General features: G+C 52.4%; 18 protein-coding genes. 4 read left to right on the top strand and 14 right to left on the bottom strand.

Annotated elements, in window-relative coordinates:
- Positions 1 to 228: 228 nt before the first annotated feature.
- Complete coding sequence (locus tag ABD851_RS10230) at positions 229 to 903, top strand: hypothetical protein (RefSeq protein ID WP_344978836.1); 675 nt, start codon at positions 229 to 231, stop codon at positions 901 to 903.
- 136 nt (positions 904 to 1,039) lie between these two features.
- Positions 1,040 to 1,429: a group III truncated hemoglobin gene (locus ABD851_RS10225; protein WP_344978834.1), complete on the top strand. Its 390-nt coding sequence runs from the start codon at positions 1,040 to 1,042 to the stop codon at positions 1,427 to 1,429.
- Between the two features lie 113 nt (positions 1,430 to 1,542).
- Here the strand turns inward: ABD851_RS10225 and ABD851_RS10220 are convergent, their stop codons facing one another.
- The 7 genes from ABD851_RS10220 to ABD851_RS10190 all read right to left on the bottom strand — a co-directional run bounded on the left by ABD851_RS10220 (position 1,543) and on the right by ABD851_RS10190 (position 9,905).
- Complete coding sequence (locus tag ABD851_RS10220) at positions 1,543 to 2,145, bottom strand: histidine phosphatase family protein (RefSeq protein ID WP_344978832.1); 603 nt, start codon at positions 2,143 to 2,145, stop codon at positions 1,543 to 1,545.
- A gap of 2 nt (positions 2,146 to 2,147) precedes the next feature.
- Complete coding sequence (locus ABD851_RS10215; RefSeq protein WP_344978830.1) at positions 2,148 to 3,566, bottom strand: FGGY-family carbohydrate kinase; 1,419 nt, start codon at positions 3,564 to 3,566, stop codon at positions 2,148 to 2,150.
- A 160-nt stretch (positions 3,567 to 3,726) separates the two neighbouring features.
- Positions 3,727 to 5,175 (bottom strand): FGGY-family carbohydrate kinase, encoded by a 1,449-nt coding sequence (locus ABD851_RS10210; RefSeq protein WP_344978828.1) that lies wholly within the window; start codon positions 5,173 to 5,175, stop codon positions 3,727 to 3,729.
- Positions 5,176 to 5,178: 3 nt separating this feature from the next.
- Positions 5,179 to 6,165, bottom strand: a complete 987-nt coding sequence (locus tag ABD851_RS10205; protein ID WP_344978826.1) for a 2-hydroxyacid dehydrogenase — start codon at positions 6,163 to 6,165, stop codon at positions 5,179 to 5,181.
- Positions 6,166 to 6,412: 247 nt separating this feature from the next.
- The gene (locus ABD851_RS10200; RefSeq protein WP_344978824.1) at positions 6,413 to 7,717 is read right to left on the bottom strand and encodes an MFS transporter; all 1,305 of its coding nucleotides are present in this window, start codon (positions 7,715 to 7,717) and stop codon (positions 6,413 to 6,415) included.
- 10 nt (positions 7,718 to 7,727) lie between these two features.
- A complete protein-coding gene (locus tag ABD851_RS10195; RefSeq protein ID WP_344978822.1) occupies positions 7,728 to 8,678 on the bottom strand; it encodes a glycerophosphodiester phosphodiesterase family protein in 951 nt (316 codons plus the stop codon).
- A gap of 144 nt (positions 8,679 to 8,822) precedes the next feature.
- Positions 8,823 to 9,905: an SGNH/GDSL hydrolase family protein gene (locus ABD851_RS10190; RefSeq protein WP_344978820.1), complete on the bottom strand. Its 1,083-nt coding sequence runs from the start codon at positions 9,903 to 9,905 to the stop codon at positions 8,823 to 8,825.
- A gap of 195 nt (positions 9,906 to 10,100) precedes the next feature.
- Here ABD851_RS10190 and ABD851_RS10185 point away from each other — a divergent pair, with 195 nt between their 5' ends.
- Positions 10,101 to 10,892, top strand: a complete 792-nt coding sequence (locus ABD851_RS10185; protein WP_344978818.1) for a DeoR/GlpR family DNA-binding transcription regulator — start codon at positions 10,101 to 10,103, stop codon at positions 10,890 to 10,892.
- 65 nt (positions 10,893 to 10,957) lie between these two features.
- Here ABD851_RS10185 and ABD851_RS10180 read toward each other — a convergent pair whose 3' ends face one another.
- Positions 10,958 to 12,085, bottom strand: a complete 1,128-nt coding sequence (locus ABD851_RS10180) for a PDDEXK nuclease domain-containing protein (RefSeq protein WP_344978816.1) — start codon at positions 12,083 to 12,085, stop codon at positions 10,958 to 10,960.
- Positions 12,086 to 12,241: 156 nt separating this feature from the next.
- On the opposite strand from ABD851_RS10180, the gene ABD851_RS10175 reads away from it, so the two are divergent.
- On the top strand, positions 12,242 to 12,391 hold the full coding sequence (locus tag ABD851_RS10175) for a hypothetical protein (protein ID WP_344978814.1): 150 nt from the start codon (positions 12,242 to 12,244) through the stop codon (positions 12,389 to 12,391).
- Here ABD851_RS10175 and ABD851_RS10170 read toward each other — a convergent pair.
- From ABD851_RS10170 to ABD851_RS10145, 6 genes are all read right to left on the bottom strand, one after another.
- Positions 12,378 to 13,685, bottom strand: coding sequence for a hypothetical protein (locus ABD851_RS10170; RefSeq protein ID WP_344978811.1), 1,308 nt, complete (start codon positions 13,683 to 13,685; stop codon positions 12,378 to 12,380). The genes ABD851_RS10175 and ABD851_RS10170 overlap by 14 nt on opposite strands.
- Positions 13,686 to 13,927: 242 nt before the next feature.
- Entirely contained in the window at positions 13,928 to 16,606 is a 2,679-nt protein-coding gene (locus tag ABD851_RS10165; RefSeq protein WP_344978809.1) for a family 78 glycoside hydrolase catalytic domain, read from the bottom strand.
- 104 nt (positions 16,607 to 16,710) lie between these two features.
- Positions 16,711 to 18,576: a glycoside hydrolase family 97 protein gene (locus ABD851_RS10160; protein WP_344978807.1), complete on the bottom strand. Its 1,866-nt coding sequence runs from the start codon at positions 18,574 to 18,576 to the stop codon at positions 16,711 to 16,713.
- Positions 18,577 to 18,662: 86 nt separating this feature from the next.
- On the bottom strand, positions 18,663 to 20,675 hold the full coding sequence (locus ABD851_RS10155; protein WP_344978805.1) for a right-handed parallel beta-helix repeat-containing protein: 2,013 nt from the start codon (positions 20,673 to 20,675) through the stop codon (positions 18,663 to 18,665).
- 63 nt (positions 20,676 to 20,738) lie between these two features.
- Positions 20,739 to 21,932, bottom strand: coding sequence for a DUF4998 domain-containing protein (locus tag ABD851_RS10150; protein ID WP_344978804.1), 1,194 nt, complete (start codon positions 21,930 to 21,932; stop codon positions 20,739 to 20,741).
- 41 nt (positions 21,933 to 21,973) lie between these two features.
- Positions 21,974 to 23,176 carry a DUF5000 domain-containing lipoprotein gene (locus ABD851_RS10145; protein ID WP_344978802.1) on the bottom strand — a complete coding sequence of 401 codons (1,203 nt, stop codon included), beginning with the start codon at positions 23,174 to 23,176 and terminating at the stop codon, positions 21,974 to 21,976.
- Positions 23,177 to 23,214 lie beyond the last annotated feature (38 nt).

The following is a 23,214-nucleotide window of genomic DNA, read 5'->3' as shown; positions in this document are numbered from 1 at the left end:
ATTCTCACCGGTTCCCACACCTCCTGGGTGCCGGTCCGGGCAGGGTCTAACGTTCCGGTCTTCGAAGCCTGCGACACCATCTTGTATCCCATAGCGTCGTCCGGACGGGTTTAACGCGGCAGGGAATGCCTTACGGGACCTGCGCTGCGCCCGTTTTTTGCACTTTGCAAAAAAATATTTGGCATTGTGCTTGCAATATAGCTCTCCAGGCGGATAAAATAATCATAGATGATAACTACCCGTAATATAGTTTTTTTTGAACAACCCCATCCGGTAAGGGAGGGTCTGGCCATTACCCGGGCCCGGAAACTGGAAACGGCGCTCCGGAATGAGCGGGAGAAAAACCAGTGGTGTCCGGAGACGTGGGAAGAGATGCTTCCCTTTACCGAAACGACGGCAACAGGGCTGCCCGAATACCATAGCTGGACACCCTCGGTACTGCTGGATCATATTACACAGCTCGACCAGCTGCTGTTTCAGGACCTGGCCGGCTTGCAGACATGGCTGGAGGAGCTGATCCGGGAAGACCAGACTGCCGATACCCACCTGGTCGGAATTGCCCAGTACGTGTCTTCTTTTAACATGGCCCTGCAGTCGCTTCAGGAAAAGGAAGCGGGGGTGCTGTACCCCTGCATCCGGGAGTACCTCAACGCGGGTACCCAAAACAAGCCCCTTCCCCGGTTCCCATTTGGCAGCATCGTAAGGGCTTTCGAAAACATACGGATCGATTACAAGCAGATCAGCCAATACTGGACATCTGTCCGCACCTACATCTACCACTACACCACGTCAGGCACAAGCGATCTCCTGCAGGAAAAAGTGGCCGCATATGACCACCGGCTTCAGGAGCAGCTGTACCTGAAAACGTTTGTCCTGTTCCCCCTCATCAGCACGCTCGAATAGCAGCGTTCTGCCGTCATTTTTTCTCTCTGTATCTTATTTCACCGCAACGAGCTCCGGCCGGCAGCGCGGGTAAATTTTGTACCTTTGTGCGGCACAGGATAATGACACATGGACTTACATCATCCTGTCCGGAATCATGAAAAAGGATATTCAAAATATGGCCGACGTCCGGTTGCTGGTGGACAGCTTTTATGACAGGGCGCGGAAGGACGCTTTGCTGGGGCCGGTTTTCGAAGCCGCTATCGGAGACCGCTGGGACCGTCATCTGGATATCATGTACCGTTTCTGGCAAACGATCCTGCTGGAAGAGCATACCTATACCGGCAATCCTTTTTCCAAGCATGCCCCGCTGCCGCTGGAAAAGCCGCACTTCGAACGCTGGCTTTCTCTTTTTAACCAGACTACGGACGAGCTTTTCGAAGGCCCCCTGGCCGACGAAGCCAAGAACAGGGCCTTCAAGATGGGGCATATCTTTCAGGTGAAGCTCGACTATTTCCGACAGAGCGGAAAGCAGCCGCTGGTGTAAGAGAGGTAAAAGGCGAAAGGTAAAGGGCGAAAGGCTTTTTTGATTTGATGATGTGCCGATTTGATCATTTGATGATGAACAATCGGCACATCATCAAATTTCCAAATCAAACCTCAAACCAGAAACCCGTTCAGCAGGTTCAGGGTCAATACGCCTTCATCATCGAGCCGGAAACGGGTAATGGTGGAATTGTCCTGCACCAGCATCCGGTAATTCCGGAGGGGCATCCCCAGCTTGTGACAAAGGTATAGCCGGTTCACCGTATTATGGGCTACCACCAGCACTGTCCCTCCGGGATGCTGCCGCAGCAGATCAGAAAAAAAAGCTTCCGTACGCATCACCACCTCCAGCGCTGTATCGCCGGTGCCACCGGCCCTCACCCGGGAAGGATCCCGGTTCCATGCCTCCCAGAGCTCCGGGGCTTCGGCTATAAACTGATCCCTCGTCTTTCCCTCCCATGCCCCGAAGCCTGCCTCGATGAGCCGCGTATCGTTACGGACAGCGGCCCTGCCTGACACGATCTCGGCCGTATGGCGCGCCCTTTGTAACGGAGATGAATATACGTCATCAAAAGCATGATGCTTCAGCTGCTCATGGACAGTCTGCGCCTGTCCGATCCCCTTTGCGGTCAGGGGCAGGTCGGTGCGTCCGCAATAGCGGTTGCCATCCGCATTCCAGGGTGTTTCGCCATGGCGAAGCAAATAAACGTCCAGCATGCTCAGTGTATATATCCTTTTTCCTGTAACCGTTTCACAAACCTACGGTAATTTTTATCATAGGCCTCCGCAGGGCCGGGTTCCGGCCGGATGACCTTCTCAACGCGGGTCATGGCCTTTGCCGCCTCCTGCAGGGAACCGAAATGGGTCCGGGAGGCCGCAAGGATGGCACCGCCGGCGGCGCCGGACACCTGCTCCATCTTATAAAGCGGGAGGTTCAGCACCTGACTCCGGATCTGCAGCCAGACGGGGCTGTTGCTGCCGCCCCCGGCAGTATATACGGCTTTCACCGCTTCGCCCGAAAGCGCCGCGACGCGTTCGTAAGCATAACGTTCCAGATAAGCCACTCCTTCCATCCCGGCCACAAAGTGCAGCAGCGGGGACAAGCTTTCGGGAAAAAAACCCTTTGCCGAAGGGGCTTGAAAAGGGAACCGTTCTCCCTCCTGCTGCAGGGGATACGCCAATTCCCCGGTAGGCAGCGTTACTCCGGCCAGCTCTTCTGCGGAGGGCAGCTTGTTCCCGAACCCGGTGCTGATCCAGTCCGCACCGGTATTGCTGGCTCCGCCGGGCATCCAGTACCCGTCGGGATGGCGGTGACTGTACCATACACCCTCCGGGTCCCGGATCTCCTTGCGGGTGACGCCTTTGATGACGAGCGTGGTGCCGATGGTGGTATTCCAGTCACCCGGGCTCACCGCTCCCGAAGCCATCTGTGAGGCGCAACCGTCTGTTACTCCCGCCGTTACCGTCAGCGTTCCGGGCAGCCCCAGGTGGGCGGCAAGCGCGGCATCGATAGTGCCTACCGGTGTACCCGAAGGCACCACTTCGGGAAGCCACGACCTTTGCAGGGGAAGCTGCTCCCAGAGGTAGGCAGGCCATTCCAGCCGGCGGAGGTCGTAGCCGGATTTCAAGGCATTGGTATAATCCGTAATCCCCCAGCGGCCACTGATCCTGCCGGTGATATAATCTGCGGCATGCGCCCAGCTCCGGAGCCGGGGTACGGTTTCCGGATGGGCATTTTGCCACCAGAGCATTTTCGGGAGGCCGCTCGAGGTATTAAAACCGGTATAGCCGTCAGGATGATAACGCTCCGCCATGCTCCGGCAGATCTGCGCTTCCTGTACCGAGCGCTTATCGCTGTACATAATGGCCGGGTGAAGCGGCTCATGCTGCGCATCCAGCGGAATAACGGTACCGGATGTGGAAGTGACCGCCAACGCCCGTATATCCTGCAGGTTAACATGCCCCTTCACTTCCGCCACAAGGGCTTCCAGGCAACGGAGACTGGCCTCCCACCAATGCCGGGGCGACTGCTCCTCGCGGCTGCCGGCATTCAGCGGGAAAGCCTCCTCCCGGCTGCCGGCAACTTTTCCTTCTGCATCGGTCAAGACCACACGGGCACCCTGGGTGCCGATATCCACACCCAGGAAATAGACCGGGTTTCTGATTGATTTGATGATTTGGTAATTTGGTGATTTGATAATAATAAATTGATCAGCACATCATAGCAAAGCCTTAACTGAGACCACTAAAAAGTCATAACACACGAAGCCTTTTATCTTTTACCTTTTGCCCTTCACCTTAATCTGCCATCTTCCGGAACGATTGCCGGGCCTTTTTCCAACGTTCATACCGCGCAGCATAGCGTTCCTGCCCCCGGGGTGCCACCTCCGTCACCGGCAGCTCCTCTTCGCGATGCAGGTCCAGGGCTTCGTTGCAGGTCAGCACACAGCCGGCCACGGAGGCCTGCTCATATCCCTGCCGCAACCGGATATGCTTTCCGAGAAGTCCGGCAATAAATTCCGCCAGCAGACGGCTTTGAAAACCGCCTCCGCAACCCCAGACATAATCAAGGGGATAAGGGGTAACCTCGCAGAGCCGGTCAAAATTCTCGCGGACACAGCAGGCAATATCCCAGAGGGCCGCCCAGGCAAAATCGGCGCGGGTCAGCTCCTGCGCCAGGGGCACGGGCAGCAGGAAGCCGGCGGGGTTCAGCGGCGTCTTTTCTCCCGCGAGCAGCGAGCCCAGCGAGGCCATACAGGCCGATTCGCCGATATCCCGCACCTCCTGTTCCAGCACGGCATAGCTTTCGTTGGGATAGAAAATGGCTTTCAGCCGCTGAAAGTTCAATCCCGTAACCCCGCAGTTCGTTTCCAGCACCAGCTCGCCCGACACCGTATGACGGCCGGTCCAGGTCCGTTGCTGCCCGTCCAGCGTATAGTCCCTGATGATCTTGACTACGGGAGTGGTGGTGCCGGATACAATGACGATATCCTCTACCGAAGGTTGCGTGCTCCGGATAGCCATCTGGGTATCGGCTCCGCCGACCACTACGGGCGTCTCCGCAGAAATACCCAATGCGGCGGCGGCTTCTGCGGTAACCTTCCCCAGCACAGTTCCGGAACGCTGCAACGGCGGCAGTAGGGCAGCCGGAATATCAAAAACGGCGCACAGCTCATCGGACCAGCGCTGCTGCTCCACATCATACAACAAGGTCTCGGAGGCCTGCGAAGGTTCATAGCGCGCGATACCGGTGAGACAGTACTGGGCCCAGTCGCTGATGCTCAGAAAGGTGGCGCATCTTTCCCATAACTCGGGGCGCCGTTCCCGTATGGCGACCAGCTTCATCGCGGAAAACAGCGATCCGGGATAACGCCCCGTAAGGTCATATACCCGGTCCTTGTCCGCAATACGCCCCTCCCACTCGCGACCGCGGTGATCATGATTGGGCAGGCCGGTCAACGACTCGCCCTGCCTGCCGATCAGCACAATACCCTCCCGCTGGCTCGTAGCCGTAACGGCTTTTATCGTTACTCCGCCCGCAGCTTTTAAAGCGCGCTGCGTCATTCCGGTGATCTGCTTCCACAAGCCGTCCGGATCAAAACCCAGGGCATCGGGATACAAGTGATCTTTTTCATAGATCACGTTTTCCCGTTCCAGGTACAGCAGTGTTCCGTCGGTACCGGTAACGGCTACACGCACATTTCCGGTACCGACATCGATGATAAGATAAGCGGTTGTTTGCTTCATTTTTTAAACAGCTTTGTTCTCCAATTGGGAAAGAGTGCTGCCCCGCTCCCGCAGCCATCCGAGCACGGCCTTGTTCATAATGGCGGCGTGATGATCCTCCACCTCAAAGGTAGCGCCGGCGATATGGGGTGTGGCCAGCACATTGGACAAATGGATGATCCGGTAATCGGTGCTGTCCGGCGGCTCGTGGTCAAACACATCGAGGACGGCACCGCGGATACGCCCGCTTTCGAGCACCTCCAGCAGGTCTTCACGGTTCACCACCACCGCTCTTGCCGTGTTGACAAATATAGCGCCGGGCTTCATCTTTGAAAACAGCGTCTTGCCGATCATGCCCCGGGTCTGATCGTTTACCGGCAGATGTACCGACACGATATCGCTGCCGGAAAATACCTCCTCCAGGTCCGTCTTCTTCCAGGAAGGTTTCGGACTTTCCACAAACGGATCATAGAACAGTATCTTGCAGGGAAAAGGTTCCAGCATCGCCGCGATACGCCGGCCGATAGCCCCAAAGCCCACCGTGCCCACCGTTTTCCCGGCCAGCTCATTGCCTTTGAACTGCAGGTACGAAGTGTGCGCGCCGGCTTCCCAGCGCTCTTCTTCCAGCCAGCTGCAGCCCTCGCGGGTATTCCGCAACAGGGTAATTACGTTCGAGAGAAACATTTCGGCTACGGCCTGCGCATTGCGGGCGGGGGTATGAAAGACGGGTATGCCCAGCTCCCTGGCCGTGCTCACGGCGACATTGGAAGGGGTGCCCCGGCAAACACCGATAAACTGCAAACCGGGAAATGCACGTATAACCGGGTCCGTTACCTCATCATGTTCGGTAATCAATGCCGTTGCCTTTGTTTCATCAAGAAGATCTTTCAGCTCCTGCTCGTTGTAAGCACGTCCCTGCGGCTTCCAGGGTTTGTATACGATCTCGCCCGCTTTTTCTTTCAGCTCCTGCCGCGCTTCTTCATTATACGGCGCTGTAATTAAAATTTTCATCTGTTAATATTCGTTCTTTAGTGGTCAGATGACTGCGAAGCTGCATCGAGACCTATTATAAATCATTTATGAGCGAGACAAACCTCGCATAGTAACATATTCCTGTACAATAAGTACTGTCATGCCCGGTTTCATAAAAAGCAATAATAAACTGTTGATTCTGGATCTACGATAGGTTATTTGTCTAAGGTCCAAAGTTTAAAGTCTAAAGTTTATCTGCCTGGAATGGAACCTTAGACGTTAGGCGTCAAACCTCTTCCGAAGGAACGCCGGAAGCGGTATGATACACGGTACGGGCATTATCCGGCAGGGTGATAAACCGCGTCAGCACAGCGCTGATAAAGTACAGTATGGCCAGTATCCAGATCACACCCGCATTCCCGATCAGCCCGATAAAGATCCCTACAATAGCGGGACCTACAAATACGGGAAGCCCGGCCCCCAGGTTCAGGATAGCCATAGCAGCGCCCTTGTCCTTTTTCACCAGCGAAGGCACCAGGGCAGAAAGCGGAACATATCCCGCCAGCAGGGCGCCCCACAGCACGCCCGGGATCAGGATAAGCCAGAAGTTACCGCTGACCCACTGGGGCATGTAATAAAAAAGCAGCGTAGTGATGCCGCATCCGACGCCGCCAAACCACATTACCGTATTGCGCCAGCCCATCCGGTCGCCCACAAAGCCGAAGATGAGGTTAAAGATGATGTTACTGGTAAAGATGGTTCCCCAGATATGCAGCCAGGCGTTGGTGGACAGACCATGGGTTTCCATATAAGTAGGCAGAAATACCGGGAAGGCAAACTGCGCGGTGGTATTGATGATCCGTACAATGCCGCCCAGCAGCACCTTCGGCTCCTCCTTCACGATCGTCAGCCCCTTGACGAGCTCCCTGGCCTTTGCTCCGGCCTGCTCCGCCCCTGCAGGACGAAACTTGTCGCGATTGAGCACGAGCGCAAAAAAAGCGCCGACCAGCACCCAGAATACCGAGCTCCACAGGGTATTGATATAGCCCAGGCGCGCTATCGCCCAGCTGGAATAATAGGCCCCCAGCACATTCAGTCCGCCGGTAAACACAAACCAGAACCAGCCCACCGCGCGGCCCAGCGATCGCTGCGAGCTGCGGTAGGCAATCCAGACCAGGAAGGAATAGGCAAAAAGCGGATACCCAAAGCCGCGCAGGGCATAGGTCACCAGCATAATCCCATAGTTCAGCCGGGCCACGCCATAGCCCACAAAGCCCACCGTCCCGATCAGGTAGAGGATCAGGCCGGCCGCCATGGTCTTTTTTACCCCGTAGCCCTCCGCCAGCACACCCGAAAACCAGGAAGAGATGGCGATGGTAATGCCATAGACGGTAAACAGGGTGGCCGATTGCTGCATGCGCATGCCGTGGTTGATGAGGTAAGGGCTCAGCCAGCCCTGCTCCATACCATCTCCCATCATAAAGATCAGGATGCCCACATAGCCCCAGAACAGCTGCCGGGGTATCCCCACCCGGTCCAGCAGCGTAGCCTGCGCGGGAGGTATTGTCATCTGCGGATTCGGATTGTTCATACGCGGTGTTTTATTTTAATTTCTTGGTGCCCTGGTATTTGTACAGCCGGCTTTTGGCCGGATAGCCGCCGCGGATGGCCTCCGCCACCTCGATGGGACGATCCGATTCGATGATGTCCGCCCCGTCCTTGACCGACTGCCGGTAAGCTTCCGCGCGCGCCTCCGGAGTATCCAGCTTGTCGTAGGAAGGACCGGCCCCGATCATTACCTTTATATGCCGCCGGTGCAGCTGCTTACACAGGTCCCGGTTCTTATCCGTGATCTCGGGCCCTACATAGGCGATGAGGAAATTAGACCAGGGGATACCTGTTTTTTCATACTCGGCCAGGGCTTCAGGGGTCAGCACCCAGGCAGAAAACAAGCTGCGGTGGTCAAAGTCGTAAAAGAACTTTGCCTCTTTGGCATCATGTATGGTAAAGATCACATAGGCGAAAGCGTTATACTTCTTTACGAGATCCGCCTTTCTGTAGAGCGGTACGTCTTTGACATCAAGGTTGATCACCGTCTTCCCGATGCTCCAGCGGATAGCTTCTTCGAGGGTCTCCGGATGATACGGGGTGGGGCTGCCCTCCGCATCCTTCAGCTGCAGCTGCTGTACCTGGGCAAGGGTATACTTGTTCAGCCGGCCGTGGCCGGTGGTGGTGCGCTCCAGACTGGGATCGTGCATCAGTATGATCCCGCTGTCGCCCGTCAGGTGAGGGTCGATCTCAAACATCGCCGGCGTGGCGCTCAGCGTATGCTCAAAGGTGGGAATACAGTTTTCGGGATACCCCTTTATGGCGCCCCCGCGGTGGCCGCTGATAATGGTGGCATCCGGCCCGTCGTAGCGAAAATAAGCTTTGGTATCGGCTACGCTCCTGAACTTCAGGACATGAATGGTCTGCGCCTGCGCCCCCAACCCCGTAGCAAGACACAGCAGTATTCCAAGGGTCCGGATAAAACGGTTTTCAAAAATCAGCATATGAATGTTGTTTATTGTTCAAATATCTTAAAAATTATTTCAAATTTATTCATTTACTTTCGAATTGTTCAAAAAAAAGACGCGACGGGCATTCTGCCTGCTCCGGAAAATAAGCAGAAAGCTTAAGCACCGTCTCCAAACGGCTCAGCGGATACCGTACCGCCTCAGCGTATCGAGGATGACGGGTCTCAGCTCCTGCAGCATCCGGTCGAAACCCAGGTCTGTCGGATGTGTGCCGTCGACCGTAGCCTCGTGATCGGTACCCAGCAGGTGCCGGCCCCGGATCAGGTAAAGATCATGGACCCCGCTCTGCTGCAGGCGGGTAACCTGTTTTACGATCTCATCATTCTGTTCCGCCACCCGCGCGCCGGCCGCCCGGTCGAAGTTGCCGATCTCCCGGACCACACTCTGGACGACAATGATGGGTGTTTTCGGATGCCGCTGCCGCAGGGTACGGACCAGGTAAGCGGTCCGCTCCCGGATCTGTACGGGGGAAGGGTTGGGCACGCAATCCAGTATATAAGCATCGGCCGGGATATCCGCCAGCATGTCCGCCGCCGCCTTTTCCATCTTTCCGTTACCGCTCAGGCCCAGGTTCAGGAAGTTCATACCGGTTTCCCGGCTCAGCCGGGCGGGATAGGCCATGCCGGGCCGGCTGGCTGCCGCGCCCTGGGTAATGCTGGAGCCATAGATCAGCAGCCGGTAGCGGAAAGGATCCGGCAAAGCGTTAAAAGAAGCGTTTTCCTCCACACCGATCTGCAGGCTGCGGGTCTCATCGTACGTAGGCAGGTAAAGCAGGCATTCCTTGATGCTATGATCCATATTTCGGACCAGCACGGCATTGCCGCAGCTGTCGCCGGGACGACCCACGCCAGCGTATACCCACTTCCCGTTATGTCGTATATAGAGGTCCAGGCCCTTTTGAGCGATAGGCGTCAGGTTGCTTCCCTGCTTTTCCGCACGCACACACCACCGGGCGGCGATCTGTGTGCTGTTGGTCGTAAAGTGTACCGCCAGCCCTGCAGATTCCGTCAGGAGAAATTTTACCGCCGGCGGCAGGGCGGGATAAGCCGAAGTATCCACCCGGTGATAGGGATAGCGGGTCTTTACCGCCTTTCCCGTAAGAGGCAGGTCGGCGGCGTCGATATATTTCAGGGAAATTTTCTCCTGGGCCGGCAGGCTGCTCCCGGCCAGTATCAGGACGAACAGTATCGGTAAAAAACGCATAGTGATTCTTGGGCTTGTCGAAGTCCAGGTAAAGGCACACATGACGGACTTCCACTTAAAAGTAAAACAAAAATTAAATTTTCAAAACGCTTCTTAAAGAAATGTAAAGATTATTTAATTTTGAAAGGGAAATAGTTAATGTGGACATTTACGTGCTGGCTGCCGGACAGCCACAGGATTTTATAAGGGATGACTATGGCTAAAGAGATCAACAAACCGATGAAAAACAGCACGGACAGACATGAGCTGATCCTTCGGAAGCTGCAGGAAAACGGCCGTGTGGGGATACAGGAGCTGAGCGACCTGACGCGGGTCTCCGGCGTCACCATCCGGAAAGACCTTAAGCTGCTGGAGGACAAGAACCTGCTGTTCCGCACCCGCGGCGGCGGCTCTATCACCAATCCCTATACCGTCGAACGCCCGATCAACGAAAAAGAACTTATCAACGACCGGGAGAAGCAGCAGATCGCAAAAGCCGCCCTGTCTATTATCGGGGAAAATGATTCCATCATCATCGGCTCCGGCACTACGGTATTTGCCCTGGCGCGCTGCCTGCATCCCGCCAAACACCTTACCGTGATCACACCTGCGCTGAAGGTGGCGCTGGAGCTGTGCAACCGGCCGAATGTGGAAGTGCTGCAGCTGGGCGGCATGATCCGGCAAAACTCCTCCTCGGTGGCCGGCAGCCTGGCCGAGCAAACCCTCGCAGAGATATCCTGCGGCATCCTGTTTCTCGGGATCGACGGCATCGATCCCGACTTCGGGCTGTCCATTACCAACATGGCAGAAGCCAGTCTCAACCAGAAGATGATCGAGTCCGCGCAGGTAGTGGCCATCCTGGCAGACAGCACCAAATTCGGACGGCGCGGCCTGGGAAAGGTGTGCGACTTCGATCAGGTACAGTATATCATTACAGACGCCGGCGTATCGCCCGGCATGGTCAAGCAGCTGGAAGAGCGGGAGATCAAGGTGATTATTGCGGGGTAGGTATCATCACCCGCACCGTTTTAAATCATTTGCCGCCACGGTTAGCCGGCGGTGTGGCAGGACAACTAAATATTTTTCAATTCGTTGTTTATAAACGCTTCCAATTTTGACTTATCGGGTAGTTGAAGCTGGTATTTGCTCACAAAAATATCCAGATCGCTGTCGGCAATGGCGTATTCTACCAAAGCCTTGTTTTGGTTGGTGACGAGCAAAATCCCAACAGGTGGATTATCGTTGCTTTCCAGAATATTTTTCTTGTAATAGTTGAGATACGATTTTAATTGCCCGATGTGTTCGTGTTTGGCGGTTTCGGTTTTTAGATCTATCAAAACATGGCACTTCAAAATACGATGATAGAATACCAAATCAATGAAGTAATATTCATCGCCAATTAATATGCGTTTTTGTCGAGCTTCAAAGCAAAAACCGTTTCCCAATTCGGTAATAAACTGCTGCAAATGGCTGATAAGAGCCTGTTCCAACTCGTTTTCCTCAATTAAATGCGGCTGTCCGATATTGAGAAACTCAAAGAAATAATGCGACTTAACTAAATCTATTGTTTGTTGCGGTTTTATCTTCTTCATCACTTCGGCAAACGAGATTTTCTGATCGTCCGACAGTCCAACTCTTTCGTAAGTGAGCGTGTCAATCTGCCGTTTGAGTTCTCTTACGGTAGGCTGTGTTTTCAAAATCAGTAACTCATAAAAACGTCTTTTGGTAGAGTCGTCTATTTTTATGAGTTCAGTAAAATGCGTATAAGAAACAAACTGAAAAATATTGGAAATATGCTCTAAATCCTCTTTCGTATCGTTGTTTTGTAATTCTTGGGTTGCCGACCCAAGAATTTGGTTTGGGCTATTTACAAGCATAACATCTTCGAGAAAATCGACTGGAAGCATCGTTTTGAATTTTTGGGTTATCAACCCAAAAATTTGTGGATAGGCATGGTAAAACTGCCGGCAACGAGATAATTCGGGGGCTGAGAGCCCTTTGATACGGATGTTTTTTGCCAATTTTTCAAGTAGTTTAGTTCCGTACTCAGCCCTGTCGCTTCCGTTTTGCTCAAACTCCACAATGTAAAATCCTGTGAGCCAATTCCTAAGCGTAATGTGTATGTTTACGGCTTTTACGGCATTTTGCTGTAAAAATTCGTTGGCCTGCCGTACGCGAAAAGCTAATTTCTTAAAATTCATCTGATTGGCATTCTTATGTTTAATATTCCTTTTCACTATCGTCCAGCTAAAATAAGTCAAAATGAAGTGTAAAAAAGATGGCCGGTCGATAGACCTACAAATTGATGTTTGGTTAGTATAGAGGATTTTTTCAAATGTAAGTTTTCTTCCGCGGGTTTGGCAGACAGCACCAAATTCGGACGGCGCGGCCTGGGAAAGGTGTGCGACTTCGACCAGGTACAGTATATCATTACGGACGCCGGCGTCTCGCCCGGCATGGTCAAGCAGCTGGAAGAGCGGGAGATCAAGGTGATCATTGCGGGGTAGGCGAAAGCCAGGTACGCCCTCCTTCCCTCGTTCGCGCAATAGCGTGATGCGCATTCAGCCAGAAAAGAAGATAGGCATCTGCCGCCTGCCACACAACCATTTGTTCACGACCCGGATAGGTGGGATACTCTTCATACGTGAACATATGACCATCCTTGTGCCGCCCCTGCATAGCCAGGATACGAGCGCTTCTGAGGCGCATCCATTCTGTTGCGCTATGCCCTGACCGCTTGTCCCAATCTAAAAGATACGCATCCACATCCGTGAGATAATAGATATCGAAACGGTATTTACTCCAATCCGTACCCTGCGGATAATAAACCCCGGCCTTGCCGGGTATGTACATGGTTCCGCCCGGAGCTTTGTAGGGGGGCGACGGCCACCGGTGGTTCATCAGCGAATGATAAACAAACGCCGCGTTCCATTCAGCAGCCTGTGATACCGGTTGTTCTGCAAGTGATTGGGTTAAAAAAGCGCGGGCGCTAAGGGTGATGGTCATTGTATAGTCCGGGTGAACGATATGATGATTAATCACTGCGCCATCGTCACGCACATTAAAACCATGCAGCCATTCTTTTACCGGCCTGCCGTCCACCTTTTCGTTGTTCTGCAGATCTTTTTTTATGGAAAAGGCGGACAACATCAATTCACTGCAAACACGCTTCCATCTTTCCACGTGCGCATGCCGGGGCATCATCGCCACGGCAAGCTGCAGAATATTGGCATTCCACGCGTTCTCCTCAGCTTTTGTGTCGCCGGGGCTGTTGACATGCCCGTCCGGGGAAGTCCAGTAGGGAACCTTATAACCCGGCGCTATAAAACGGTCTGCTTCATCGATGACCATTTTCTGAACCATCTGCCGGGTACTTACATCGAGATCGTCCCAGAGCATCCAGGCCCCCTGCCCGGCCAGGGTGGCCCAAAAGGCAGTTTGCCAATCATTCCCCCATCCTTTACCATCTGACCGGTTGGCCTTGTAGGCGGCAGCGACTCCTTTCAAAAGCATCCTTACACGTCCGAAAGCCGTTGCCCGGGATGCGCCCAGGGATTCATCATCAAGCGCGGCACATTTTAAGGCCACAGCCAGCCCGTAACAGGCGCTGGCAGCCGGCCGGACCCCGTTTTCATTGTACTTGTCGATGATATACAGGTGGCGAAGGCTGTCGGTTTTAAATGCATTTCCGATCCAGACAAGATTGTACCGAGCGGCATTGCCCAGGATCTGCCGGCTCTGCATCATGTCTTTATGCTCCCGGATAGGCTTGTCAAAACGTTTCCAGTTTATCGGTAACACCTGCGTATTTGCAACAGAAGTATCAGGCGGCATTGCCACCGTGGCAGACGAAAACAACAGTAAACTCATTATAACCGCAAAAATGCCTTTTATCATGACCGCATTACTTTTAGTCAATTAGCTTAAATATTCGACCAAAGATACATAGGTTAGCATGATCTATAGATAGCTTTGCCACGACCAGAACATTTGCTTTCGTCGCTGTCATATTTTCCTCTAAATTGCAGGGAGGCGGCAACAAGTCATTTGGAATTTAATAGCGCTTCGCTAAACCGGTAGTCGCCGGCGCTCACCAGACATTTGATGGAAGTTTCTTCTTCTGAAACAGCCATCACTCCGGTGTACTTAACCTGCGATGCTACCGGCCACAGGATCTTTCCGGATTCCATTATGGTAAAATCTCCCTGGGTCAGTTTGGGAATATAGATCGTTGCACGCGTATTGGCAGGAACATGAACCGAAAGCGAAAGCTTGCCTGCAGCATGTTTCTTCCAGCCTGTCGTGATAAGTCCTTTTACTGTGGGAACCGCGCCTTCCGCAAATGTCAGACCGCTTATATTCGGCCGGATATCGAACGTGGCAAAGCCGCCGCCAGTGGGCTGAATGCCGAGAATATATTTCTGAAAAAGATACCCGGGATAGGAAGTCCAGGCGTGATTCACCTCGCCGCCGAGACCGAATTGCTCCCAACAGGTTCGGTTTGAATCCAACATGGGGCGATAACGCGCCAGGTCGTGCACCACATATGCCCCCTCGCCCGCGTTCAACATTCCGCTATAGAACGCATCACCGCCATAGCCGCCGATGTTTGGTTTGCCGGATTTTTCAACCGCGGCGAGAATTTTGGATTTGTCTGCTGCCCGCTCGATGTCGAAACGCAACGGCCACGCGGATGCAAGCGGGAACATCTTACTGGTGTCAGTCCGTGCAAGATAGTATCGACCGTTGAACAAATGAGTATTGATGCCTTCTTTGACGCTCTCCGCCTGCCGCAAATAATCTTCGCTTCGGTTGGTTTCTCCCAACACTGAAAAAACACGCGAAGCAATGCGCAGGTTCTCATAGTATTGGCAGGCGGTGGCAATATTGTAGCCGCCGCCGGGCATATCGCCGCCGGCAAAATCGGAAATACGCCACATTTTAAGCGGGTTCAGCAGTTTGGTTTCCGGATCCTGAAAGGGTTTAAGCCACTCCAAAAAAAGCGCCACGCGCGGCGCCATTTCCCGAAGAAGCGTTTCATCGCCTGAAAACAGATATTGCTGCCACAACAACATGGGCCAATACATGGCCCATTCGGGAATCCGGCCATGTCCATCCGCGCCTTCAAATCCATGCCCCGGGCTGACGTTCCGGATATATCCGTTGGTCATTTGTTCTCCTGCAAAGTCACGGACTACTTTGTCGATCATCGTTGTGTTGCGGTGGTTGTAAAGCAGGACGTTGGCAATACTCCAGGCATCCGCCAGCCACGGCAGTTGTTCGCGCTGGGCATCCACGCTGATGATGCCTTGCTGAACGCTCTGCCGCGCCGAACGCTCGCACATTTTGTAAATGTCATTAAGCAAATCGCTCGAACAACGGAACCTTCCGGTCACATCCGCATCGCCATAAGCCCACATACCGCTGACGTCAGAAGCGCTCAATTTCCCTGCGTAGCCGGTGATCCTGAATGTCTGGAACGAGGTGTAACGCCCAAAATTTGCATCCCAGGTTTCTTTGCCGCCGTGACAAATATATTCGTCCCAGCCGGAGGGCTTCCGCTCGCCGATCATCTGGAAGTATTCCACGCGCACGGTATCACCCGGATGGTTCACGCGCATGGTGAGTTTGGGCCAGCCGTTAATACACTGTCCGAAATCCACCAACCAAGCGCCGTTGGTCCGGGTGACGCTAACCGGCCTAAGTGCAGCCTGCACCCGTTCTGTCGGCGCCTTTTGCGCAAACAAATGATAGTCGGAGCGGTTCACTACCATGGGAGAGGCCCAATCGGAATCATCAAAACCAACGTTTTTCCAGCCAACAGGTTCCCGGCGCGAATCAAACCGAATGGCGGCGCGGTTGCCTCTTCCGCTGCCGAAATATGTCGGATCGGCTTCAATAAAAGCGGTAGGCGACAACATCTTCCACGATTCATCCGTTCCGATCGTGGAAGACGAGCCGTCAGGATACAAAAACCGGGCTTCCAGCAGAAAAGCGGGCTTGAGATTGGGATTGCCGGACCAGGGGATCGCCTTGTGTCCGACGGCGGCAAATACATTCGTGCCGGGTTTCAGCAGCTTGGTCACATCGTAAGCATTGTATTGGCCATAGTGATACGGGTCGCACCGCGCCGGGCCTTGCCCCAGGAGTTGTCCGTTGCAATACAGAAGATAATCGTTGATCGCCGTAACATAGACTTTGGCCAATACCGGTTTATTCGAGATCACAAAACGCTTGCGGAAATAGACAAAGTGATTGGCTTTGTCGGCTCCATCCCAGATGTAATGCGCTGTCCAGCCTTTTTGATTTAAGCCCATGTCAAAAAAAGCCGGTGCGCTGTAAAGGCTGGCCTTACCGGTCTCATCCCAAATCCGAACCTTCCACCAGAACCGTGTAGCAGCAGGCAACGGCCTCCCACCATATCCAACCGAAGTTGATTTGTCCGAAGTCACTTTACCGCTGTCCCAGTAATCTGCTTTACCCGCAACCAGGCGCTCGGGTCTGGAGGCCACAAGGATCTCATACGCAGTTTGCATTGCCCCGCGACGGTCGTCCCTAAACATCCAAGTGAAACGCGGCTTGCCGCCATCAATCGCCTGCGGATTGCTCACGCCGTTGACCAGCAGGTCCATGGGAGCGGACGGCCCACCGGAAGCCCAGAACGCAGTCGAAGCCATCATGAGCGTGAAAACAAATCGTGTGACAGCCGAAAAAATCTTCATAATATATTGTATTACCCGGCTACGCTCTTTATTTCCATACTATTTAAATTTTTGATAAAACGCCCTAAGGTAAGCTGTCGGGATATTAAAAAAAGGGCGTACGGCTATTTCAATGGACGCATAATAATTGCCTGTCCACACTTTGCTCTGATATTTATTGGAAGATCTTCTCCCTTTTTAACCTGTATTATTCTCTTACCAATCCCACCCTTACCATCATCCTCATAAATTGCAGCTTCATAAATGATATTCGCCTTTAAGAAATCCAGTTTTATAGCACCGTCCCAATCTTCTAATCCGGCGGCATTTCCTACAAACCAGACATTTCCTTTCCTCCGGGCAACACTGATATACTTCCCTATTTCCCCGGCCAGATAGTGGGACTCATCCCAGACTGTGGGCACATACTTAAAGAATTCTATTTCCTTTTCATTCGTATAATCTTCAGGCTTGCCATACCAGAACATGGACTGCAAAGGACTGAAATAAATCACGGTTAAAGCCAGCTGGTGCGCCATGCTCACCTTCAGGTTTTTGCTGAAGCTGTTCGTCGCATTGGGATAACAAAAGGTAAAATCAGCCGGCCCTGCCAGGAAGCGCGTAAACGGCAATGTCGTAGTATGAAATGCATCCGGACCATTCTCATCTCCTCTGACCCCTTCCTGTGTCAGCCAGGCCGGGTATTTTCTGCTGAGTCCGGTAGGCTTGTAATTATCATGGACATCAATAATAAAACCTGCATCAGTCGCTTTTCTTACAGCGGAAGCCAGCCAGCTGATCCCTTCCTGTGTCATGCCGTCCACAAAACCGAACTTCATCCCCGCTACGCCCCATTCTTTATACAGGGGTATAATTCTGTCAAGGTATTTTCTTAAACCGACGTAATTGACATACAGGATAACGCCAATATGCCTGGACTTACCATATTTAATGATCGCCGGCATGTCCAGCCCTTTTATATAGGTAGTAGGATCTGATATGGAATTAAATTCTTTTCCATACCAGCCTGCATCAAATAATATGTATTGAAAATTATGTTTCGCGGCAAAATCAATGCATCGCATGCCGCTTTCGGTTGTTAGCTGCGCCCTGATCAGCTTGCCCGGTCTAATCCAATCAGGCATGGAATCGGAGACCGGATTTACCAGCTTAAGATAAAGCTGACTGCATGCATGTAATCCGATGGCTGTGTTGGAAAAGCTGATCGTTCTCCAGGGCGTTGTGTAATTTTTCGCTATCCGAACAGCAGCATCATGCATAAAGGAAACCCGAAAACTATGCGCCGCATCGCCTTTCGTTAATTCCGATTTTGCATAGTTATCATTATCCGCTTCACCAATACTGATATACGTATGCTTATAGTCAGTAAGTGTTGCCGGCAGATCACAGCTTTTCCTTAACGAGTCTATTTCAACCGGGTGAAAAACTGACTCCTGATTATATTGATAAACGGTCAGCGGCTTATTAAAAGCAAATGTTGTCAGTTCCCTGGTTATCGCTACATTATTAACCCCCGGCTGAACAGGTATCTGATAGCGAAACGCGACACTTCCGTTAAAAATGCGCAGGATTAGATTGAAATTTAAATCAGCGCTTCTGCACATTAATATGGCCTGGTTATAATCATTAGAGATAGAATCATCTTCACCCAACCGCCAGGCAAAACTTCCCCGATGACGGGACACTGTCTTTTCATCCATAACGGTATGTGCTCCGGCCGTTTTTCCATCCATCACAAAACCCATTTTTGACCAGGTGTTCACTATCGTTTGTTGGTAAAAAGTTCTGTACAACAAGTTACCGGTGGCGTCTATACCGATTTCTATTTTGGTATTTTTATCGGGAGATAACAGGCTGTGGATGATTTTAATATCGGGCGTCGCTTGTGCGGAAAAACCAATCAACAAAACAATTACTGCCAAAAAGCTTATGAAAAGGCCTCTTTTAAATGCGATGGTCATCCGTCTCATTAATTCTAACGATTTAAATGTAATAACTCCGGGATCTCTGATAAAGTTCTGTGTGCCTGTCGAACACAACAATCCAATGGACTATCTTATCTCAATACTATCTTTTTCGTATCAGCCACTTTGAGCTGATCCTTATTATCGATCGTACCTGTAAAAATACCGTTTCCGCTCAACAGATTGTTTTGAATGCTGATATTATCGGTCCCGTATGATTCAATCCCATACCCTCCGTTAAAATGGATCCGGTTTCCGGAGACGGTCATCTTCCGGTTCCCGGTGTAGAGATATTCCGCATGGACGCCACTTTGGTCGTTCCCTTCGATCAGGTTGCCGGTGATCGTTATACCGGCGCTTTCACTGACCGATATCCCGTTGAGCGCATTCCGGGCCAGTTCATTGTCAGTTACCGAGACTTGTTCACAGCTCTGCAGATAAATACCGGATCCGTTTGGAGAGCCGTCCAGGCGGCTGTCCCGGACGAGAATGCTGCTGCAATGTGTCAGCAGCAGGTTGTGCTGCAGCTTGGGACCGGGGACTACCGCAGCTCCGTTTTCATTAAGATCACAGCCGGAAAAGGTCAGATCCCGGGCACCGCTGATGAAAACGCCGTTATACGTGCAGTTCCGCACGGTAAGGTTCATGAAGTGTAATCCATGCATCCGGTTCACCGCCGCACTCCGAAAGAGGACGCCCCCGCGGTTACCTTTGTTGTTAAAGGACCTCGAGCTGTTGGGATCATTACCGGGGTGAGGCTGCAGGGCGCCTTCCACTACAAAGTTGCGCAGCGTGATGTCGTGCAGGTCGTCCGTAGCATTGACGATCGCATCGCGGCCGGCCTCCGGCTTTAGAAAAAGGACCGAACCGGTGCCCATGCCCGAAAGGGTTACCCCGCTGGGGAGCTTCAGCGCGGTGTCGAGGGGGTGCACCCCCTTGGCCAAAACCACCCACCTCCCGGTACCTGCCGCACGGTCCAGCGCCTGCTGCACGGATTGGCCGGGCTGTACCTGGATGGCATCTGCGGGGATATCCGGGACGTCTTTATCGGCGCCCGCAATGTAGGCGGTCGAATCGTTGACGAGGGTTCTGATCGGGGAGGCGGCATGGGCAAAGGCGGCCCTGACGGCGGTAAGGGTGCGCTGGGGTACTTTCGCGCGCATCGAGTCGGCAGCCCGGGCGACGAAAGGAAGCCGGATCCCCAGGGCGGCATAATGGCGGTAAACATATTCGAAACCACCACCCAGATGCATGGCCCGGGGAGAGATCTCGCAATAGCAGTAAGGGGTATGTCCGAGCAGGTATCCGGTCGTATATTCATAGCCCCGGCCGATGCGGTTATCGCCGATGGAAAACAGGTCCACCCCCTGGGTAAAAGCGACCTGCGCCGCACCCGCGAACTCATCGAGTCCCAGCTGTACATGTCCCTGATCCCGTCCGGACTCCTCACACTGCCCGTTGGGATAGATGTATTTAAAAATGCTTCCGTTGACCGGGCCGTGCAGCAGGTGATCCACAGCATCATTGAATAAAGGGCGGTTATCGGTAAAGATCGCGATGGCCAGCAGGCTATGGCAGATCGCACCATCCCAGTTCCCGTTCGCAGTGGGGAAATAATACCGGAGCAGCGGATAGTAAACGGTCATCAGCATATGGGTGAACCGGTCGACGCCTTTCTGGCTCCAACCGGCGTCAGTATAACGCAGGATCTCAGCGGCATTGCAAAAGGCGTGTCCCGTCCAGCCGGCGAGTAGCTTGGCATCGTTGTAATCGAAATCCCAAAGAGTGTCCGACCAGCCGTCCAGAATGCGAATCGCCGTATGGGCATAATTCCGGTCCTTCGTCAGGTACCAGAGCAGCGCGCAGTTATAGGCCACCGTTGCACTTTGGGATAAATCGTCCCCGCCGATATTGGGTTTGGCATAAGGCCCCCTCAGCACATGGGCATGCGCATGGACAGCAAAGGTGGTATCGGTATCTTTTACCAGCTTGTCATAGGCGCTTTTCCAGGGTTCCTGTTTCCGGGCGATCAGTTGTTTCAGATAGGCCAGATCTTTCGCCGACTGGTCGATGCCCGGATGGACAAAGGATTGTGCATGTGCCATTATGCATAGACACGAAAACGTAATAGCAAATAGAATGGTACGCATAGATAATAAATTCTGCCTTTATGGAATAATAGTTCCCCTAAAAGTAAGCTCTGTTAACTGGTACTGATAATCCGATGCACCATAATTTTCCAAAAGCTCAAATCTAAAATACTGATACGCCTCACCATTATCAGGGAATTGAAAGGCTTCAGAAAATGCTGAAGCAGTATAAGTGAAGGTTCCCAGCAAATGCCAATGATCCCATCCCCCATCCGCATCGGGGTCATTGCTTCCCCAAATGGAAAATTTCTTAGGCCAATAGGTCTGGAAAGGGGTTGATCCATGGGGCCTTTGGAACAACTCTACTTTATTAAAGACTGCCTTGAATCCCATATCTACTGTAAACCAGTTTGGCTGACTAATGGCCGGATCCGAACCCTGGACCAGGAAAATGTTCCCGTCCGTCGTTGTATTCCCATCCCATACATTGGTCACAGGATATTTAGGATCATGCTGATAGAAATCGCCCGGCAAAGGATATACCTTCCAGGTATCTTTAGGGATCACCTCTACAAAGCGCGGGACTTTTACCTGGGTATAATCCGTATAAAAAGTATCTATGCTCAGAGAGTCGGGTAGAAATAAGGTTCGGTATTGAAAGTCGCCGCCTTCCTGAACACCGGATATTACGGAGGTATCTTCGGTTATAGGCATACGCTGAATACGGGAATGTCCAAGTGTGTCCGTATATTTTACTTCAGTTGCATACGCTCCGTTTGATACATCTGCAACTCCCCATATAATATTGATCGTATTCCTTGGTTCCATCGTGCTTGAGCTCAAGGGGCGGGTTAACAAGCTGGCTTGATACAGATCTCCATATGTTTCACTTAGCAACTCTACCGGAACAGAAACATTCCCTTTGGCATCATACGTTTTAATGATGAAGGAGTATGCTTTTTCCGGTAAGTTGTCGATCATCACACTGATGGTATCATCGCCGTCTGGTGGGATATTGACCTCCACGGAATCCGTATAATAGTTCCAGAATATAAGGGCTTTGACCACACTCGGATCCTGTCCCCTGGACCAGGATATCTTTATCCTGTCACGCCCCGGATAACCTACCACCCGGGTAGCTTTGCCCGGATAGGTAACCCCGCCCGGAACGACAAATTTCCGGAATTCATCATCCATCTTCCCGCAGGCACCGATGGTCAGGATAATTGCGGACAATGCCGCTAAATATAAATAGCCGGTTGTTCTTTTCATCTTGAATGCCTTTTTTGCCAGTATTTTATAAGCTGTTTCTTTTAGGGTACCATTTTCCCCCAGAACGTAAACTCCCCGAAGTAGAACTGCCCCGTCATATTGTAGGTTTCCAGAACCTTAAAACGCATGTACCGTACGGCAGGGAGCCCGTCGGGGAAAGCGAAATCCTGACCGGTTCTCGCGTAAGCCAGATCGTCGGCCGTATACTGCGGCCAGGGCAGCCCCGAGGGTGTCTTGTAGTCAAACGTCGCCAGCAGCTCCCAGTCTGCCCAATCATCGCTGAGTGTATTGGAACCGTATATGGCAAACTTTTTTACCCATGCCCCGTTGTAGGGGTATTGAATTCTTTGAAACAGCTTCATCCGGCTGAAAATAACCTCGTGTCCCAGATCGATTGAGAACCACTCGGGCAACGGTTTAGTAGGGGGTGCAAACTGGTTTTCACTTTCCAGTTCAATGCCATCCCACAGGTTTTCCATGTTATATTTAGCAGCAACAGGCTGCCAGTTATCCGACTCCAGCTTCAATGCCTTAAATTTATCTTTAGGTATTAACTCCTCAAAACGCGGCGTTAAGCGGGCGATCAGCGTATCCGACCGGTTAAGCCAATGGTCCTGTATATACGCGCCGAATTTTCTTTCAACCGTATCCAGTCCCCGGGCTGCAAAAACCCCTTCTAATTCAGCGGTATAGTAGGTCCCTAACGGCTCCCATGTACCCATGCCCAAAGAATCTTCAACCATTAATGTTATACCGATATTGGCCTGTGTGCTGTCCTTAAAAGACACAAATACCCCCCCGAAAGTAGAGCCCAAGGCCAGCGTCTCAAATATGGATCTCACCGGCGGGGTAAGCGGCTTTACATTCAAAGAGATCGGCTCCGATTCCTTGTTGTTTCGGCCAACGCTGTATATTTTCACTTCATGGCTAAGGGTATCCCCGAAGCCCACCAAGGCAAGGGTATCGGTATAATACGAGGACTTGGCCTCCCGGAATACACCCGGCTGGATTTCATATTCCGCCTTTACATAAAACAGATTGGGGTCTTCGGGTATTTTATAAGTGATAAAAGCACCGCCCGGCGTGCTGGTGATCTTCAGGCCGCTTACCTGCGCCGGAGCGGGAGCCTTAGGATCTATATAAGCATCTGTTTCTCTTTTGCATCCCTGCCATAAGGCAGCCAACATGAGCATGCTAAGGAGTCCGCAGAATGGCGGACTGATAAAAAACTGCTGTTTCTTCATGTTTATCTTGTTGTAAATAAGTATGATAATGATTGCCT

Source organism: Compostibacter hankyongensis, assembly GCF_039541075.1.
In the GTDB taxonomy this organism is placed as follows: domain Bacteria; phylum Bacteroidota; class Bacteroidia; order Chitinophagales; family Chitinophagaceae; genus Compostibacter; species Compostibacter hankyongensis.
Note: the sequence above shows the minus strand (reverse complement) of the source record. Positions and strands in the feature narration are given on the sequence as shown.

Bases quoted from the DNA above. Each gene is read 5' to 3' on its own strand.
- ABD851_RS10165 (WP_344978809.1), bottom strand. From the start codon at position 16,606: ATGAAGATTTTTTCGGCTGTCACACGATTTGTTTTCACGCTCATGATG.
- ABD851_RS10220 (WP_344978832.1), bottom strand. From the start codon at position 2,145: ATGCTGGACGTTTATTTGCTTCGCCATGGCGAAACACCCTGGAATGCG.
- ABD851_RS10195 (WP_344978822.1), bottom strand. From the start codon at position 8,678: ATGCTGATTTTTGAAAACCGTTTTATCCGGACCCTTGGAATACTGCTG.
- ABD851_RS10150 (WP_344978804.1), bottom strand. From the start codon at position 21,932: ATGAAAAGAACAACCGGCTATTTATATTTAGCGGCATTGTCCGCAATT.
- ABD851_RS10155 (WP_344978805.1), bottom strand. From the start codon at position 20,675: ATGGCACATGCACAATCCTTTGTCCATCCGGGCATCGACCAGTCGGCG.
- ABD851_RS10145 (WP_344978802.1), bottom strand. From the start codon at position 23,176: ATGAAGAAACAGCAGTTTTTTATCAGTCCGCCATTCTGCGGACTCCTT.
- ABD851_RS10205 (WP_344978826.1), bottom strand. From the start codon at position 6,165: ATGAAAATTTTAATTACAGCGCCGTATAATGAAGAAGCGCGGCAGGAG.
- ABD851_RS10190 (WP_344978820.1), bottom strand. From the start codon at position 9,905: ATGCGTTTTTTACCGATACTGTTCGTCCTGATACTGGCCGGGAGCAGC.
- ABD851_RS10185 (WP_344978818.1), top strand. From the start codon at position 10,101: ATGGCTAAAGAGATCAACAAACCGATGAAAAACAGCACGGACAGACAT.
- ABD851_RS10160 (WP_344978807.1), bottom strand. From the start codon at position 18,576: ATGAGACGGATGACCATCGCATTTAAAAGAGGCCTTTTCATAAGCTTT.
- ABD851_RS10210 (WP_344978828.1), bottom strand. From the start codon at position 5,175: ATGAAGCAAACAACCGCTTATCTTATCATCGATGTCGGTACCGGAAAT.
- ABD851_RS10180 (WP_344978816.1), bottom strand. From the start codon at position 12,085: ATGAATTTTAAGAAATTAGCTTTTCGCGTACGGCAGGCCAACGAATTT.
- ABD851_RS10225 (WP_344978834.1), top strand. From the start codon at position 1,040: ATGAAAAAGGATATTCAAAATATGGCCGACGTCCGGTTGCTGGTGGAC.
- ABD851_RS10230 (WP_344978836.1), top strand. From the start codon at position 229: ATGATAACTACCCGTAATATAGTTTTTTTTGAACAACCCCATCCGGTA.
- ABD851_RS10200 (WP_344978824.1), bottom strand. From the start codon at position 7,717: ATGAACAATCCGAATCCGCAGATGACAATACCTCCCGCGCAGGCTACG.